Here is a 16,405-nt window from a genome sequence, read left to right on the forward strand (position 1 = left end):
TTTATAGAGACAAGTCCTGCAGCCGTTCCGATAATGTCGCGGAATCAGACTGCTCAGCGTCGATATCTTCCTTGACCTGTTGATACCAGGTCGTTTCATCCCACAGTTCAAACTTGTTGAACTGCCCGACCAGCATCACTTCTTTGGTCAGACCGGCATGTTGCCGCAACACAGGCGCAATCAGTAATCGCCCTGCGTTATCCATCTGACATTCACTGGCATGTCCCAATAACAGCCGCTGCACGCGGCGTTCCTGCGGGTTCATGCTCGACAGTCGCGACAGCTTTTGCTCAATAATTTCCCATTCAGGCAAGGGGTAAAGCAGCAGGCAGGGGGAGTTAATGTCAATGGTGCAAACCATTTGACCCGCAGCGTTCTCAATCAGCTGGTCGCGGTATCGGGTTGGTACCGATAAACGCCCTTTGCTGTCGAGATTGACTAACGTAGCTCCACGGAACATGCCAGTCTCACCCCTCCTCACCACTTTAACCCACAAATTCCCACCTAAAGGAGTTTACGGAGCGAGGGAAAAGCTTGTCAAGCCAGGACTCTCCCTATAAGGACTCGAAAGCCCTCTATTTACAGAGATAAACAGTCCTGGTTAATAACTGCACAACTGGCGAGGCAAAATTAACGTTATGAATATTTGTAAGAAAAAAACCGAATATGCACACTAGCGTTAAAGCTCACTCAATATCATCGCAGATAAATATAAAGTGTCAGTTTGCGACGCGGGCAGCATTTTATGACAGATTCTCAGGGGATAACAGCGCCAGATTCACTCGGGCACCCGGTAAGCGCGGCGGTTGCCACGGAAGCTGGCAAAGGAGGAGAAAAAACGTCTGAATATTCATCGGCCGAAGAGGGTTTGTAACAAATTAATACAAAGATAGCTGTTTAAAATCGCCCGGACGTTCTTTAAAGGGCCAATTTAAAAGCCAGAATGAATTAAGAAAATAGGCGATTAGGATCTCTCAAGAATTATCCTAATTTCTCTCCGGGAATTATGCGCACGAATTATCGCAACAAAATGGGGCAGATTTCGCCGCCCCAGTCATTTCATTTTTGGCGGCTTAAAATTCCGCGATGGTAGAGATTACGTTTGATCCGCGTGAGGCCCGGCTTCGGTTTGCGCGGCTCATCCAGGCTTGCCAGCACAATCTCCAGCACGCGTTCAGCCACATCGCGGTGACGCTGTGCTACCGCTAGCACCGGGCACTGGAGGAAGTCGAGCAGCTCGTTATCCCCGAACGTGGCAATCGCCAGATCGGAGGGCAGTTTACCTTCACGCCGTAATGTTACATCCATGACACCCTGCAACAGCGCAAACGAGGTGGTGAACAGCGCCTGAGGCATCGGGTGCGTTTCCAGCCATTTTTCGAAAAGCTGTGCCGCGGCTTCACGCTCGTAGCTATTGGCATAGAGGTAGTGAACCTCGCGCGGATCGTCTTTCCAGGCGGTTCTGAATCCCTGCTCGCGCAGGAAGCTCACGGAAAGCTCGGGCAACGCGCCAAGATACAGCACTGTCTCAGCGGGGAATGTTCTCAGCTCTGCGGCCAGCATTTCTGCATCATCCTGATCCGCACCCACGACGCTGGTGAAATGCTCGCGATCGAGCGCGCGATCCAGCGCAACGATTGGGAACGGGTCGTTCGCCCAGCGCTGGTAGAACGGATGCTCTGGCGGCAAGGAGGTCGACACGATGATGGCATCCACCTGGCGCTGGAGCAGATGCTCAATGCAGCGCATCTCGTTGTCGGGCTGGTCTTCCGAGCAGGCAATCAGCAGTTGATAGCCGCGCTGGCGCGCCTGACGTTCAAGATAGTTGGCGATACGGGTATAGCTGGTGTTTTCCAGGTCAGGGATCACCAGACCAATAGAGCGGGTACGCCCGGCACGCAGACCGGCTGCGACAGCATTCGGATGGTAGTTATGCTCACGAACCACCGCCATAACTTTTTCAACGGTCTTGTCGCTGACACGGTACTGCTTTGCTTTACCGTTAATCACATAGCTGGCCGTTGTTCGTGACACGCCGGCTAGCCGGGCGATTTCATCCAGTTTCACAATTGCCCCTTAAAAAAAGAAAAGAGTCCATGGCCCTGTCAAGGTTATGGTTAAATCTTTTAACATCTAAACGCAGAAAAGCCTTCGCGGCAACCGCTTTTATCTGCGTTGTCGGCTGATTACGCAAAAAAAAGCCCGGCTTTGGTGACCGGGCAGAAAGAGGCGAACCTTTTTGACAACTAACGCATGATTTTCTCGCCGCGTGACAGACCCACAACACCCGATCTCGCGACCTCGACAATTTTTGCGACGTCCCGCACGGACGCCAGGAAAGCATCCAGCTTGTCGCTTGTCCCGACCAGCTGAACCGTATAAAGAGAAGGCGTGACGTCGATAATCTGTCCGCGGAAAATATCCGCATTGCGTTTGACTTCATCACGCCCGTAGCCACTGGCCTGGATTTTCACCAGCATGACCTCACGTTCAACGTAGGCCCCCTGCCCCAGCTCGCTCACACGCAGTACATCGACCAGCTTATGCAGCTGTTTTTCAATTTGCTCAAGTACTTTGGCATCGCCGACGGTTTGGATCGTCATGCGCGACAGCGTCGGGTCTTCCGTCGGGGCAACGGTCAGGCTTTCAATGTTATAGCCGCGCTGCGCAAAAAGGCCAATGACGCGCGACAGTGCGCCAGACTCGTTTTCCAGTAAAACAGATAATATCCGGCGCATATCAGGTTCTCTCCGTTTTGCTTAACCACATTTCATCCATACCACCACCACGAATATGCATCGGATAAACGTGCTCGGTTCCATCAACAATCACATCCATAAAGACGAGGCGGTTGTTTTTAACGTGCTCAAGCGCCTGTGCGAGCTTCGTTTCCAGCTCGGCCGGATCGGTCACCCGCATGCCTACGTGGCCATAAGCTTCAGCAAGACGAACAAAATCTGGCAGCGATTTCATGTAGGACTGGGAGTGGCGGCCAGAGTAGATCATATCCTGCCACTGCTTGACCATACCGAGATACCCGTTATTCAGGTTCAGCACCAGTACCGGCAGTTCATATTGCAGCGCGGTAGAAAGCTCCTGAATATTCATCTGAATACTGCCGTCCCCCGTCACGCAGACGACGGTTTCATTCGGCAGCGCCAGCTTCACGCCCAGCGCGGCAGGCAGACCAAAGCCCATCGTTCCTAAACCACCGGAGTTGATCCAGTGTCGCGGTTTATCAAACGGGTAATACAGCGCGGCAAACATCTGATGCTGTCCCACGTCTGAGGTCACGTACGCCTCACCTTTCGTCAGACGCCACACCGCTTCAATGACCGCCTGCGGCTTAATGTTTTCACTTTGCGTGTCATATTTCAGGCACTGACGCGCGCGCCACTGTTCAATCTGCTGCCACCAGTCGCGGATCTCATCCAGCGGCTGGGTTGCACTCTCCTGGGTCAGCAGATCCAGCATTTGCTCCAGAACCTGACGGGCATCGCCGACGATCGGCACATCAGCCGACACCGTTTTTGAAATTGACGTTGGATCGATATCAATGTGCAGCACGGTGGCGTTCGGACAATACTTCGCCAGGTTGTTGGTGGTGCGATCGTCAAAGCGCACGCCGACGGCAAAGATCACATCGGAATGATGCATTGTCATGTTGGCTTCATAGGTGCCGTGCATACCCAGCATCCCCAGCGCCTGACGATGTGTGGCAGGGAACGCCCCCAGCCCCATCAGCGACGACGCAACGGGAAGGTTAAGCTTTTCAATCAGTTCACGAAGCTGGGCTTCACAGGCAGAGTTGATCGCCCCGCCACCGACATAGACCACCGGTTTTTTGGCCGCCAGAAGCGTTTGCAACGCTCGCTTGATCTGACCTTTATGCCCCTGCGTTGTGGGGTTATAAGAGCGCATGCTTACCGATTCCGGCCAGACATAAGGCAGCTTGTTTGCCGGGTTGAGAATATCTTTAGGTAGATCGACCACCACCGGTCCCGGGCGTCCGCTCGCCGCCAGCCAGAAGGCTTTTTTCAGTATGCCGGGAATGTCTTCTGTTTGCTTGACCAGGAAGCTGTGCTTCACAACGGGACGCGAAATCCCGACCATGTCGCACTCCTGAAACGCATCGTAGCCAATCAGTGAGGTTGCCACCTGCCCGGAGAGGATCACCAGCGGAATGGAGTCCATATAGGCCGTCGCAATGCCGGTAATGGCGTTTGTCGCACCGGGGCCGGACGTGACTAATACCACGCCCACTTCACCCGTCGCACGTGCCAGGCCGTCAGCCATGTGTACCGCCGCCTGCTCGTGACGTACCAGAACATGGTCAATGCCCCCAACCGTATGCAGCGCATCATAAATATCGAGGACCGCACCGCCAGGGTAGCCGAACACTTGCTTTACGCCCTGATCGATCAGCGACCGAACGACCATTTCCGCGCCAGACAACATCTCCATGCTTTGCCTCCAGGCATTTTGTTATAGACGGACTGCCGAATTCATTTCCGCACCGTCTTACGATTGGGATAAACCAATCTTATATTTTGCAGAGTGTTCTTTACCTTAACCGCTCGTTATGAGGCAGGCAATTAGCAAACCCGGTGAGATAAACGGTGTGTAAAGCAGAAAAAGCAGCTGTTATCAGAAGATATGGTTAATTCCTCTGAGAATAGAGGATGGGGTGATAAATCATCGCTGAAAACCGCGACAATGCAGGAAATCATCTATTTTTGCGCGCCGGAGAGCAGCACGAAAAAAAGCCTCACAGAACAAAATAGCAATTATCTAAAAAAACTCAGGATAAACCACATAAACCGATGCGATTTATCCTGATGCGTTTACCGGCGGCAGATGCCAACCAGCAACTCTTCCATCCACTGATGTCCTTTATCCCGGCCCGCGGCTTCATGCCAGGAAAGATAACAGGTACGGCTATTTAGCTTGAGCGGCAGAGGCAAAATTTGCAGATTTAAAGGGTCAGAAAACTCTTCTGCCAGCCAGCGCGGCGCAATTGCCACCAGCTGTGTCTGGGAAACCACGTTTAATACGCTGACCATGGCCATGCCCTGATAAGCCACGCTCGCCTGTTTATCCGCAGTGTCATACCACGGCAGGCTAAAGGATGCATATCTGTCGAGCGCAACAACGGCGTGCTGCTCGTTATAAACATCGTTTTCTCGCAGCGGGGAATTCAGGCGCGGGTGTTTTTTACTGGCGACCAGAACCATTTCATCTTTAAACAGCGGCACGCAGGAAAATTCCGGACGACGGAACTCTTCATATCCCAGAACGAATTCGATCTCCTGATAGCGTAACTGATGTTCCGTGTTTTGATTCAGAGATGATTTAAAAACAAGATGGATATTTGGTGCGATCTCTTCAACTTTATTATAGATAATTGACGTTAAATAATTATCTAATGGGCTGCAGACACAAAGATGAAATACGCGCTCGCTGCTTAAAGGTTCAAAGCCCGATCCCGGCAGCTCATTTTGGACCAGTTGCAACGCCTGGCGGATGGAGCCGAACAGCTGGAATGCGCGTGCCGTAGGCTGGATCCCCCTCCCGTAACGAACAAATAATTCGTCGTTAAACATGAGCTTAAGTCTGGCAACGGCATTGCTCACCGCAGGTTGTGACATCCCCAACGCTTGAGCCGCGCGGGTGATATTCTGTTCCTGCATGACCGCATCAAACACCGTCAGAAGATTCAGATCCACCGTGCGTAACTGCGGTTTAATCCCATCAGTAGCTTGAGACTGTTTAATATTATTTTCTGGCACTTCTGACTCCACTGTCACGCTACACTCCTTTGCCAACGTACTGTAATAATCTCGAAAAATATGATTTATCATGCAAATACGATCAGCGAAAGAGAATTATTTAAAATTCGGAATATATAAAGACTCTATATTAACGAAAATTAATGAGCAAAAATGATATGTTTGACTTTAGGATCTGAATGAAACCATAAACCAAACAAATATACAATTACCATCAGGTTAATGATGACTTAAGCATTATTAAACTGTTATTGCTATCGCCCTACATTTAGTTAACAACCTGTTATCTCCGTTCGTTTTTTAGCACTCAGAAATAGATTCACTGCATTTATAACTTAATGATATCCAAACTCTTTAAGCACAAAGCATCCTTTTCAAGACATTTCACTCACTTTTAAACAATTATTTTTATTTGTTTCTGCAACTCTTTTTTTAAGTCCAAAATTAGACAATTAGTTTGGTCAGTAAAGCTAAAACCAGCACAATTAGCTAAAGTGAATATCCTGTTGATTCCTTCTGTCGGGCCCGTTTTCATCCTCAGGGGTTGACATGAACAGCCGTATCCAGTACCACTAAAAGCATATTGAATTTAACGGAGCACGATTCATGACACGCACCATTCGTTTCACCGGTCTACTACTACTAAACGCATCCACTGTGCGCGGTAGACTGGCGGGCGAAATTCAGCGTTGAATCGTCACCAGTAAGACTAAAAACCCGCGCCACTGCGCGGGTTTTTTTATGCTCGTAGCAAGGCGCCCTAAGACTGACAAGGACCTAACCCATGAGCCAGCAAGTCATTATTTTCGATACTACTTTACGTGACGGTGAACAGGCATTACAGGCAAGCCTGAGTGTAAAAGAGAAACTGCAGATCGCGCTGGCTCTCGAACGTATGGGTGTCGACGTGATGGAGGTCGGTTTCCCTGTCTCTTCCCCGGGTGATTTCGAATCCGTACAGACCATTGCGCGCACCATTAAAAACAGCCGCGTCTGTGCCCTGGCGCGCTGCGTAGAGAAAGACATCGACGTCGCCGCCGAGTCACTGAAGGTCGCCGAAGCGTTCCGTATCCACACCTTTATTGCCACCTCGCCCATGCACATCGCAACCAAATTGCGCAGCACGCTGGATGAGGTGATTGAGCGCGCGGTTTACATGGTTAAGCGCGCACGTAACTATACCGATGACGTTGAATTCTCCTGTGAAGATGCGGGCCGTACGCCAATCGAAGACCTGGCGCGCGTTGTGGAAGCCGCCATCAACGCGGGCGCGAAAACCATCAACATTCCGGACACCGTCGGCTACACCATGCCGTTTGAGTTCTCCAACATCATCACCGGCCTGTATGACCGCGTGCCGAATATTGATAAAGCAATTATCTCCGTCCACACCCACGATGACTTGGGTCTGGCCGTCGGCAATGCCATCGCCGCCGTCCACGCTGGCGCACGTCAGGTAGAAGGCGCGATGAACGGTATCGGCGAACGCGCGGGGAACTGTTCGCTGGAAGAAGTGATCATGGCGATCAAAGTGCGCAAAGACATCATGGACGTGCACACCCGCATCAATCACAACGAAATCTGGCGCACCAGCCAGACCGTCAGCCAGATTTGCAACATGCCGATTCCGGCCAACAAAGCGATTGTCGGCACCGGCGCCTTCGCGCACTCCTCCGGTATTCACCAGGATGGTGTCCTGAAGAATCGTGAAAACTACGAAATCATGACCCCGGAATCCATCGGCCTGAATCAGGTGCAATTGAACCTGACCTCCCGTTCCGGCCGCGCCGCGGTTAAACATCGTATGGAAGAGATGGGTTATAAGGACAGTGATTACAACATGGATCAGCTGTACGACGCCTTCCTGAAGCTGGCCGACAAAAAAGGTCAAGTGTTCGACTATGACCTGGAAGCGCTGGCCTTTATTAACAAGCAGCAGGAAGAGCCTGAGCACTTCCGTCTGGATTACTTCAACGTGCAGTCCGGCTCCAGCGACATCGCCACCGCCTCGGTCAAACTGGCTTGCGGGGAGGAAATTAAAGCAGAGGCCGCTAACGGTAACGGCCCTGTCGATGCCATCTACCAGGCGATTAATCGCGTCACCGAGTACGACGTTGAGCTGGTGAAGTATGACCTGACGGCCAAGGGCCACGGCAAAGATGCACTGGGTCAGGTCGACATTGTTGTTACCCACAATGGCCGCCGCTTCCACGGCGTGGGCCTGGCGACCGATATCGTTGAATCCTCCGCGAAAGCGATGGTGCATGTTCTGAACAACATCTGGCGCGCCGCCGAAGTCGAAAAAGAGTTGCAACGCAAAGCTCAGAATAAAGAGAACAACAAGGAAACCGTGTAATGTCGAAGAATTACCATATTGCTGTGTTGCCGGGCGACGGTATTGGTCCGGAAGTGATGGCACAGGCGCTGAAAGTACTGGAAGCCGTTCGCGCGCGTTTTGCGATGAAAATCACCACCAGCCACTACGACGTGGGCGGTATTGCGATTGATAACCACGGTACGCCGCTGCCAAAAGCGACCGTGGAAGGCTGCGAAAATGCCGATGCCGTGCTGTTTGGTTCCGTCGGTGGCCCGAAATGGGAACACCTGCCGCCGGCAGAGCAGCCAGAGCGCGGCGCGCTGCTGCCGCTGCGTAAACATTTCAAGCTGTTCAGTAACCTGCGTCCGGCGAAGCTGTATCAGGGTCTGGAAGAGTTCTGCCCGCTGCGCGCGGATATCGCCGCCAACGGTTTCGACATTCTGTGCGTGCGTGAACTGACCGGCGGGATCTACTTCGGTCAGCCAAAAGGCCGCGAAGGCAGCGGACAACACGAGAAAGCGTTCGACACCGAGGTGTATCACCGTTTCGAAATCGAACGTATCGCCCACATCGCGTTCGAGTCGGCGCGCAAACGCCGCCATAAAGTGACCTCCATTGATAAAGCGAACGTGCTGCAGTCTTCCATTTTGTGGCGCGAGATCGTCAGTGAAGTTGCTAAGCAGTACCCGGACGTCGCGCTGTCGCACATGTACATCGACAACGCGACCATGCAGCTGATTAAAGATCCGTCCCAGTTTGACGTGCTGCTGTGCTCCAACCTGTTCGGCGATATTCTCTCTGACGAGTGCGCGATGATCACCGGCTCAATGGGCATGCTGCCCTCCGCAAGCCTGAATGAAGAAGGCTTTGGGCTGTACGAGCCTGCGGGCGGCTCCGCGCCGGATATCGCAGGCAAAAACATTGCCAACCCGATTGCGCAGATCCTCTCCCTGGCCCTGCTGCTGCGCTACAGCCTGGATGCAGGCGAGGCAGCAACCGCAATTGAAAACGCCATTAACCGGGCGTTAGAAGAAGGCGTCCGTACCGGCGATTTGGCACGCGGCACGGCAGCAGTCAGTACCGATGAAATGGGCGACATTATTGCCCGCTATGTCGCTGAAGGGGTGTAATCATGGCTAAGACGTTATATGAAAAGTTGTTTAATGCGCACGTTGTGTACGAAGCGCCAAACGAAACCCCGCTGCTGTACATTGACCGCCACCTGGTGCACGAAGTGACCTCTCCTCAGGCATTTGACGGCCTGCGCGCGCACAAGCGCCCGGTACGTCAGCCGGGTAAAACCTTCGCGACGATGGATCACAACGTATCCACCCAGACCAAAGACATCAATGCCTCGGGTGAGATGGCGCGTATCCAGATGCAGGAGCTGATTAAGAACTGCAATGAATTTGGCGTTGAGCTGTACGACCTCAACCATCCGTACCAGGGCATCGTCCACGTGATGGGGCCTGAGCAAGGGATCACCCTGCCGGGCATGACCATCGTCTGCGGTGACTCCCATACCGCGACCCACGGCGCGTTTGGCGCCCTGGCGTTCGGGATTGGCACTTCCGAAGTGGAACATGTGCTGGCAACGCAGACCCTGAAACAGGGCCGCGCCAAAACCATGAAGATCGAAGTGAAGGGTAAAGCCGCACCGGGTATTACCGCAAAAGACATCGTGCTGGCCATCATCGGTAAAACCGGCAGCGCGGGCGGCACCGGTCATGTTGTTGAGTTCTGCGGGGAAGCCATCCAGGCGCTGAGCATGGAGGGGCGCATGACCCTGTGCAATATGGCCATTGAGATGGGCGCAAAAGCCGGTCTGGTCGCGCCGGACGAAACCACCTTCAACTACGTGAAGGGTCGTCTGCACGCGCCGAAAGGTCAGGATTTTGACGACGCGGTAGCGTACTGGAAAACCCTGAAAACCGACGATGGGGCAACCTTTGACACCGTCGTCACGCTGCAGGCTGAAGAGATTGCGCCTCAGGTGACCTGGGGCACCAACCCGGGCCAGGTCATTTCCGTTAACGACAATATACCGGACCCGGCATCCTTTACCGATCCGGTCGAACGCGCCAGTGCCGAAAAAGCGCTGGCCTATATGGGGCTGAAGCCCGGCGTGCCGTTGACCGATGTCACCATTGATAAAGTCTTTATCGGTTCCTGCACCAACTCCCGTATCGAGGATTTGCGTGCCGCCGCCGAGATTGCCAAAGGCCGCAAAGTGGCACCAGGCGTGCAGGCGCTGGTGGTACCTGGCTCCGGTCCGGTGAAAGCCCAGGCAGAAGCCGAAGGTCTGGATAAGATCTTTATCGAAGCGGGCTTCGAGTGGCGCCTGCCCGGCTGCTCCATGTGTCTGGCCATGAACAACGATCGCCTGAATCCGGGCGAGCGCTGCGCCTCCACCAGCAACCGTAACTTTGAAGGCCGTCAGGGCCGCGGTGGGCGCACCCATCTGGTCAGTCCGGCAATGGCCGCCGCTGCGGCAGTCACCGGCCATTTCGCCGATATTCGCAGCCTGAAATAAGGAGACAATCATGGCAGAGAAATTTACCCAACATACGGGCCGTGTTGTCCCGCTGGACGCCGCTAACGTCGACACTGACGCTATTATTCCTAAACAGTTTCTGCAGAAAGTAACGCGTACCGGTTTCGGCGCACATCTGTTTAACGACTGGCGTTTCCTGGACGATAAGGGAGAAGTCCCTAATCCGGAATTCGTTCTGAACTTCCCGGAATATAAAGGCGCCTCCATTTTGCTGGCACGCGAAAACTTTGGCTGCGGCTCATCCCGTGAGCACGCGCCGTGGGCGCTCACCGACTACGGCTTCAAAGTGGTCATTGCCCCAAGCTTCGCGGATATTTTTTACGGTAACAGCTTCAATAACCAGCTGCTGCCCGTCACGCTGAGCGATGAACAGGTCGATGAGCTGTTCGCGCTGGTTAAGGCGAATCCGGGCATTTCGTTTGAAGTGGATCTGGAAGCGGAAGTGGTGAAAGCCGGTGATAAGACCTACAGCTTCAGCATTGATGCCTTCCGCCGTCACTGCATGCTGAATGGTCTGGACAGCATTGGTTTAACTCTTCAGCACGAAGCGGCGATTGCCACTTACGAAAACAAACAACCCGCATTTATGAAATAATCCTCCGGCCTGCAGTCCATTCTGCAGGCCGCGTTTTATCCCGATATCCGCCTCCTTCTGTAAATACTCCCCAAACCCAGCCAATAATGACGTTATATTTAATGTCAATTTAATGTTTCCTGCGCAGAATAACCGCTCAATCAGCTGGCAGCGGAAATAATCATGGAAAAGAAAAATGGCAATGAGTCTCATATCCGTTCTCGGGAAATACATAAATGCACATTAGTAAGCGTGATAATAAATAGTTTACTCACCGCCTTTCAGATAGTTGCAGGAATATTCTCCGGCTCACAGGGTTTAATTGCTGATGGGATTCATTCTCTTTCCGATTTATCCTCCGACTTTGTCGTTCTGGTTGCGAATAAAAAGAGTCAGAAAGCTTCTGATATCGATCATCATTACGGTCATCTGCGTTTCGAAAACGGTGCAAAGCTCATTATTGGCGCTATTCTGCTGCTTGTGGGGGTCGGGATGCTCTGGTCCGCAGGCAATAAACTGCTTCACCCCGAGACGCATCAGCTGGTGAAAGGGGCCGCGTTGTGGGTGGCGATTCTGGCGCTGGTGGTAAAGGAAAGCTTGTTCAGATACATGTTTGCCACGGGAAAACGTATTCAGTCCTCGCTGCTGATAGCCAATGCCTGGCATGCCCGTTCTGACGCAGCGTCGTCAGTGGTTGTCGCCATCGGCATTGCCGGGAATTTAGTGGGTTTTCACGCGATGGACCTTATTGCGGCCCTGATTGTCGGAGTATTCATCGCCCACATGGGTTACAAATTTTCTGCCGATGCCCTGCACGATCTGATGGACCGTTCGCTTGAGCCCGAGCTGGAGCACGACATCAAAACGTGTCTTCTCGCAACCGAGGGCGTCACCGGACTCCATGATTTAAAAACCCGCAAGATGGGCGATTTAGCCCTTGTCGATGTTCATCTGGAAGTAAACGGCGAATTAAGCGTAAAAGAAGGACATCAGATTGCCGTTAATGCCAGAAATAATGTGATGCAAAAATTCAATGTGCTGAATGTGATGACGCATATTGATCCATCCCACTAATCGAAACGCATAAATACAGTGTGACGCAACCGATCGTTAAGGTTTCGTTAATTAATCTGCGTCACACTGCATCGTATCAGCACTCTCATTATTGAGGTAAAAAGCGATGAACCCAACATTACGCGATACGCTTCCCCATAAAGAAACGCCTTTTCTTCGAATACTGCACATTCTCGTGGCCGTACTGGTCCTGGCCCAGATTATCAATTCTAATTTCACCGAAAGTGAAGCCCTCCACGAATCAGGGCTGAACGGAATCGTCACCTGGATCCATGTTATCTCCGGATTTGGTTTAATTTTTTGTGGGATTGCCATGATGGCATGGATGTTAACCCAGCGCGGATTTAAGTATTACTTCGCCTGGCTGGCGCTGGATTTTCGCGGAATTGTTGACGATATTCGCACCCTCGCGCAGCGTCAGCTTCCTGACGCGCATGCCGGCGGTATGGCGGCAACGGTGCAAGGTCTGGGCGTGCTGGCGCTGCTGGGCGTTGCACTCTGCGGCGCGGCCTGGTTCGTGCTGAACGCCACGCTCGGGCCGGTTTCGTCCGTCACGGAATCCGTCTTAGATTTGCATAAATTCCTGACGGTCTTTATTGAGACATATTTCTGGGCACACGGCTTCATGGGCCTCGTTCATATGTACCTGACGCTACGCGCGCAGCGTAAATATCAGTATTCAGAATAAAACGGTTCGCAGGGCCCGGCGTTCCCGGGCTCCGTTTCGTTCATCCGATCACACGTCTTTTACGCGGCAGGTCAGCAGAAGCGTCACGACGGATAGCGCCGCAATCATCCAGTAGACAGACGCATGCCCATAGCTTTGCGCCAGCCCCCCCTGAATAACGCCCGCCAGAATCACCCCGGTTGAAATGCTGTTGGTAAAAAGCGTGGTCGCCGAGCCGGCACGACCGGGCATGAGATCCTGAAACCAGAGCATGCCGATCCCGGCAACAATCCCAATAAACACGGCGTTAAACAGCTGCAGCGCCAGCAACGCTTCCCGCGAATGGAAAAGGATCAGCCCCGCGTAGAACAGCACCCCGGCCGCCACGGCGACGATCATCATCCTGCGCTTTCCAAACCGCTTAACGTAGTAACCCGCCAGAATCATTGCCGGGATTTCCAGCCCGGCGGCAGTTCCCATCAAGATCCCCGCAAGCTTGTCCGGAAGGCCCAGATCGCTGCTGATCCACAGCGGCATATCGATGATGTACATGGTGTTGCAGGTCCACATCAGCGTGGAGGCAATAAACAGCATGCGGACGTTTTTGTCCTGCCAGCCGCTCACCTCGGTGACAGGTTTATCCGTCGTTTGTTCGACGCGCGCCACGGACGGCAGCGCGAAGGCAACCAGCACCAGGCTGATGACAAAAATCCCGGCGGCGATGGAAAACATGGTGGTAAAGCCGTAGTTCAACGCCAGCATGAAGGCCAGCGGCGGGCCAATGACCCACGCCAGCGAAAGCTGGGCGCGCATCACCGAGCTGAACATCACCACTTCACGCGCCGAGTTATCCGCATATTCACGGGCCAGCGCGAACAGCTGCGGCATGGCGGTGTTCGCCAGCGACGCCAGCAGCACGCCGCAGGTAATGAGCGTCAGATAATGACGGTTGAAGGCAAAGAGCAGCGCGTTACCCACGGCCATGGCGCAGCAAAAGAGGATCAGCCTGCGGCGATCGCCCTGGCTGTCCGATCGTTTCGCCAGCGCGAGGCTGACCAGGATCCCGGCAATGGCGTTAACGGTGTAAAACAGGCCGACCCAAAACGGCTGCGCCCCCACCTCGCGGCTGAGAAACAGGCTCAGCGTCGGCGCCTGCAGCGCCCCCGCCACGCCCATCATAAAGGCCACCAGCATAAAAGCGGCATACACGCCGTTCAGGCGTCGCCCCATCGTCATCAACCACAGCATGCGCAAGTCCTTGTGAAAGCGAATCGAAATTGGGTGAATAGTAAACGAAAAAAGCCAGCAAAAACATTTTGCTGGCGGGTGATAAGCACCAATACTCAGTCACACATGATCGAGGCGAGTTAGCGGGAAGAGGTCGGGGCTGTAACGTCCCACTGCATCAATTCTTCTAACGTTTTCAGCCGTTGCTCTGCACACCGGCGGGCCAGCCAGGACGATCCCTTTGTCGCTGAAAAGTACTGCTGATAAAACTGACGTGCGGTAGACCTCTTCATAATTTACCTCCTCGCTTCATCGAGGAGAATTATTGGCCTAATATAGGGATAAATAAATTGCTGGTTTTTTGTCAGGAGTTCCCCTTTTATGCCTTCCGGTCGTCTGCAACAACAGTTTATCCGCCTCTGGCAGTGCTGCGAGGGGCAATCGCAGGAGACCACGCTCAACGAGCTGGCTGACCTGCTTAGCTGTTCCCGCCGCCATATGCGCACGCTGCTCAACACCATGCAGCAGCAGGGTTGGTTAAGCTGGGAAGCGGAGGCGGGACGCGGCAAACGCTCGCGGCTGACTTTCCTCTATACCGGGCTGGCGCTGCAGCAGCAGCGCGCGGAAGACCTGCTGGAGCAGGACCGCATCGATCAGCTGGTACAGCTGGTGGGCGACAAAGCCGCCGTGCGCCAGATGCTGGTTTCCCATCTCGGGCGCAGCTTTCGTCAGGGCCGACACATTCTGCGGGTGCTCTACTACCGTCCGATGAAAAATCTGTTGCCCGGCACGGCCTTACGCCGCTCAGAAACTCATATGGCCCGGCAAATCTTCAGCGGCCTGACGCGCATAAATGAGGAAAACGGGGAACTGGAAGCGGATATCGCGCACCACTGGCAGCAGCTTTCCCCGCGCCACTGGCGCTTCTTTTTACGCCCCGGCATCCACTTTCACCACGGCCGCGAGCTGGAAATGCACGACGTCATCGCCTCTCTGGAACGTGCCCGCAAGCTCCCGCTCTACTCGCATATCTCCCGCGTCCACTCGCCCACGGCCTGGACCCTGGATATTGAGCTGTCGCAGCAGGATAAATGGCTTCCCTGGCTGCTGGGCTACGTGCCGTCGATGATTTTGCCCGGCGAGTGGGAATCAATGAACAACTTTGCCAGCCTGCCGATTGGCACCGGGCCCTATTCCGTGTCCCGCAATAACAGCAACCAGCTGAAAATCCGCGCGTTCGATGACTACTTTGGCTATCGGGCGCTGATCGACGAAGTGAACGTCTGGGTATTACCGGATCTCAATGAAGACCTGAGCTGCGGGCTAACGCTTGAAGGCCCCACCACGGGAGAAAAGGCCGTGGAGAGTCGCCTCGAGGAGGGATGTTACTATCTCCTGTTTGACCGCCGCACCCACCGCGGGGCAAACCAGGCCGTCCGCAAGTGGATCAGCCACGTTTTGTCCCCTTCCAATCTGATTTACCATGCGGAAGAGCAGTACCAGACATACTGGTTCCCGGCGTACGGCCTGCTGCCGCGCTGGCACCACGCCCGCCCGGTTCACTGCGACAAACCCGCAGGGCTGGAGTCCATCACCCTGACCTACTACCGCGAGCACGTGGAGCATCGTTTTATCGCCAGAATCATGACCCGGCTGCTGGCAGCCGAGGGGGTCAGGTTAGAGGTCAGGGAAGTGGACTATGACGAATGGCATCAGGGGGAGATCGCCAGTGATATCTGGCTCAACAGCGCCAACTTTACCCTGCCGCTCGATTTTTCCCTTTTCTCGCATCTGTATGAAGTCCCGCTGATCCAGCACTGCATCGACCGTGACTGGCAGCAGGACGCCGCCCAGTGGCGCGCGGGCGAAATGAATCTTGCAGCGTGGTGCCAGCAGCTGCTGGCAGAGCAGGCGATCGTACCGTTGATCCACCACTGGCTGATGATCCAGGGCCAGCGCAGCATGCGCGGCCTGCGGATGAATACCCTGGGCTGGTTTGATTTTAAATCCGCCTGGTTTGCGCCGCCGGAGCCATAACGCTTTCGTAATATTCACCAAATCATTACAATAGCGCCGTTCTCAACGGGGTGCTGCATCACAGATGTGCGCTGAGATAATACCCGTCGAACCTGATCCGGATAACGCCGGCGAAGGGATTTGAGGCTGTCGCTCAAAATCCTTTGCCACTCAACTTTGAGGTGCA

The 16,405-nt window shown here is 53.8% G+C and carries 14 protein-coding genes and 1 riboswitch; of the genes, 7 read left to right on the forward strand and 7 right to left on the reverse strand.

The window, feature by feature from the left end; all coding sequences use genetic code 11:
* Nucleotide 1 precedes the first annotated feature (1 nt).
* From mraZ to leuO, 5 genes are all read right to left on the reverse strand, one after another.
* Complete coding sequence (mraZ, locus tag DFO52_RS14980) at nucleotides 2-460, reverse strand: division/cell wall cluster transcriptional repressor MraZ (RefSeq protein ID WP_021240528.1); 459 nt, start codon at nucleotides 458-460, stop codon at nucleotides 2-4.
* Between the two features lie 599 nt (nucleotides 461-1,059).
* Nucleotides 1,060-2,067, reverse strand: coding sequence for a catabolite repressor/activator (gene cra, locus DFO52_RS14985; RefSeq protein ID WP_008501993.1), 1,008 nt, complete (start codon nucleotides 2,065-2,067; stop codon nucleotides 1,060-1,062).
* Nucleotides 2,068-2,246: 179 nt separating this feature from the next.
* Nucleotides 2,247-2,738: an acetolactate synthase small subunit gene (gene ilvN / locus DFO52_RS14990; protein WP_023310389.1), complete on the reverse strand. Its 492-nt coding sequence runs from the start codon at nucleotides 2,736-2,738 to the stop codon at nucleotides 2,247-2,249.
* Between the two features lies 1 nt (nucleotide 2,739).
* Nucleotides 2,740-4,464, reverse strand: a complete 1,725-nt coding sequence (gene ilvI, locus DFO52_RS14995) for an acetolactate synthase 3 large subunit (protein ID WP_029741224.1) — start codon at nucleotides 4,462-4,464, stop codon at nucleotides 2,740-2,742.
* A 380-nt stretch (nucleotides 4,465-4,844) separates the two neighbouring features.
* A complete protein-coding gene (gene leuO / locus DFO52_RS15000) occupies nucleotides 4,845-5,789 on the reverse strand; it encodes a transcriptional regulator LeuO (RefSeq protein ID WP_029741223.1) in 945 nt (314 codons plus the stop codon).
* Nucleotides 5,790-6,573: 784 nt separating this feature from the next.
* On the opposite strand from leuO, the gene leuA reads away from it, so the two are divergent.
* The 6 genes from leuA (at nucleotide 6,574) to DFO52_RS15035 (ending at nucleotide 12,996) form a co-directional block, all read left to right on the forward strand.
* On the forward strand, nucleotides 6,574-8,145 hold the full coding sequence (gene leuA / locus DFO52_RS15010; RefSeq protein ID WP_133550673.1) for a 2-isopropylmalate synthase: 1,572 nt from the start codon (nucleotides 6,574-6,576) through the stop codon (nucleotides 8,143-8,145).
* Nucleotides 8,145-9,236, forward strand: coding sequence for a 3-isopropylmalate dehydrogenase (gene leuB / locus DFO52_RS15015; RefSeq protein WP_047060144.1), 1,092 nt, complete (start codon nucleotides 8,145-8,147; stop codon nucleotides 9,234-9,236). Before leuA ends, leuB begins: the two co-directional genes overlap by 1 nt.
* Before the next feature lie 2 nt (nucleotides 9,237-9,238).
* Nucleotides 9,239-10,639 (forward strand): 3-isopropylmalate dehydratase large subunit, encoded by a 1,401-nt coding sequence (gene leuC / locus DFO52_RS15020; RefSeq protein ID WP_133550674.1) that lies wholly within the window; start codon nucleotides 9,239-9,241, stop codon nucleotides 10,637-10,639.
* Nucleotides 10,640-10,649: 10 nt separating this feature from the next.
* On the forward strand, nucleotides 10,650-11,255 hold the full coding sequence (gene leuD / locus DFO52_RS15025; RefSeq protein ID WP_029741219.1) for a 3-isopropylmalate dehydratase small subunit: 606 nt from the start codon (nucleotides 10,650-10,652) through the stop codon (nucleotides 11,253-11,255).
* A gap of 162 nt (nucleotides 11,256-11,417) precedes the next feature.
* Nucleotides 11,418-12,308: a cation diffusion facilitator family transporter gene (locus DFO52_RS15030; RefSeq protein WP_054829514.1), complete on the forward strand. Its 891-nt coding sequence runs from the start codon at nucleotides 11,418-11,420 to the stop codon at nucleotides 12,306-12,308.
* Between the two features lie 106 nt (nucleotides 12,309-12,414).
* Nucleotides 12,415-12,996: a cytochrome b/b6 domain-containing protein gene (locus DFO52_RS15035; RefSeq protein ID WP_029741217.1), complete on the forward strand. Its 582-nt coding sequence runs from the start codon at nucleotides 12,415-12,417 to the stop codon at nucleotides 12,994-12,996.
* A gap of 48 nt (nucleotides 12,997-13,044) precedes the next feature.
* Here DFO52_RS15035 and DFO52_RS15040 read toward each other — a convergent pair whose 3' ends face one another.
* Entirely contained in the window at nucleotides 13,045-14,223 is a 1,179-nt protein-coding gene (locus DFO52_RS15040; protein WP_133550675.1) for a sugar efflux transporter, read from the reverse strand.
* 119 nt (nucleotides 14,224-14,342) lie between these two features.
* Nucleotides 14,343-14,495, reverse strand: coding sequence for a glucose uptake inhibitor SgrT (gene sgrT, locus DFO52_RS15045; RefSeq protein ID WP_032665133.1), 153 nt, complete (start codon nucleotides 14,493-14,495; stop codon nucleotides 14,343-14,345).
* 88 nt (nucleotides 14,496-14,583) lie between these two features.
* Here sgrT and sgrR point away from each other — a divergent pair, with 88 nt between their 5' ends.
* Nucleotides 14,584-16,239, forward strand: a complete 1,656-nt coding sequence (sgrR, locus tag DFO52_RS15050; protein WP_133550676.1) for an HTH-type transcriptional regulator SgrR — start codon at nucleotides 14,584-14,586, stop codon at nucleotides 16,237-16,239.
* A 36-nt stretch (nucleotides 16,240-16,275) separates the two neighbouring features.
* A riboswitch (TPP riboswitch) is annotated at nucleotides 16,276-16,376 on the forward strand.
* The last annotated feature ends 29 nt before the right edge of the window (nucleotides 16,377-16,405 follow it).

Source organism: Enterobacter sp. AG326, assembly GCF_004362415.1.
Taxonomy (GTDB): domain Bacteria; phylum Pseudomonadota; class Gammaproteobacteria; order Enterobacterales; family Enterobacteriaceae; genus Enterobacter; species Enterobacter asburiae.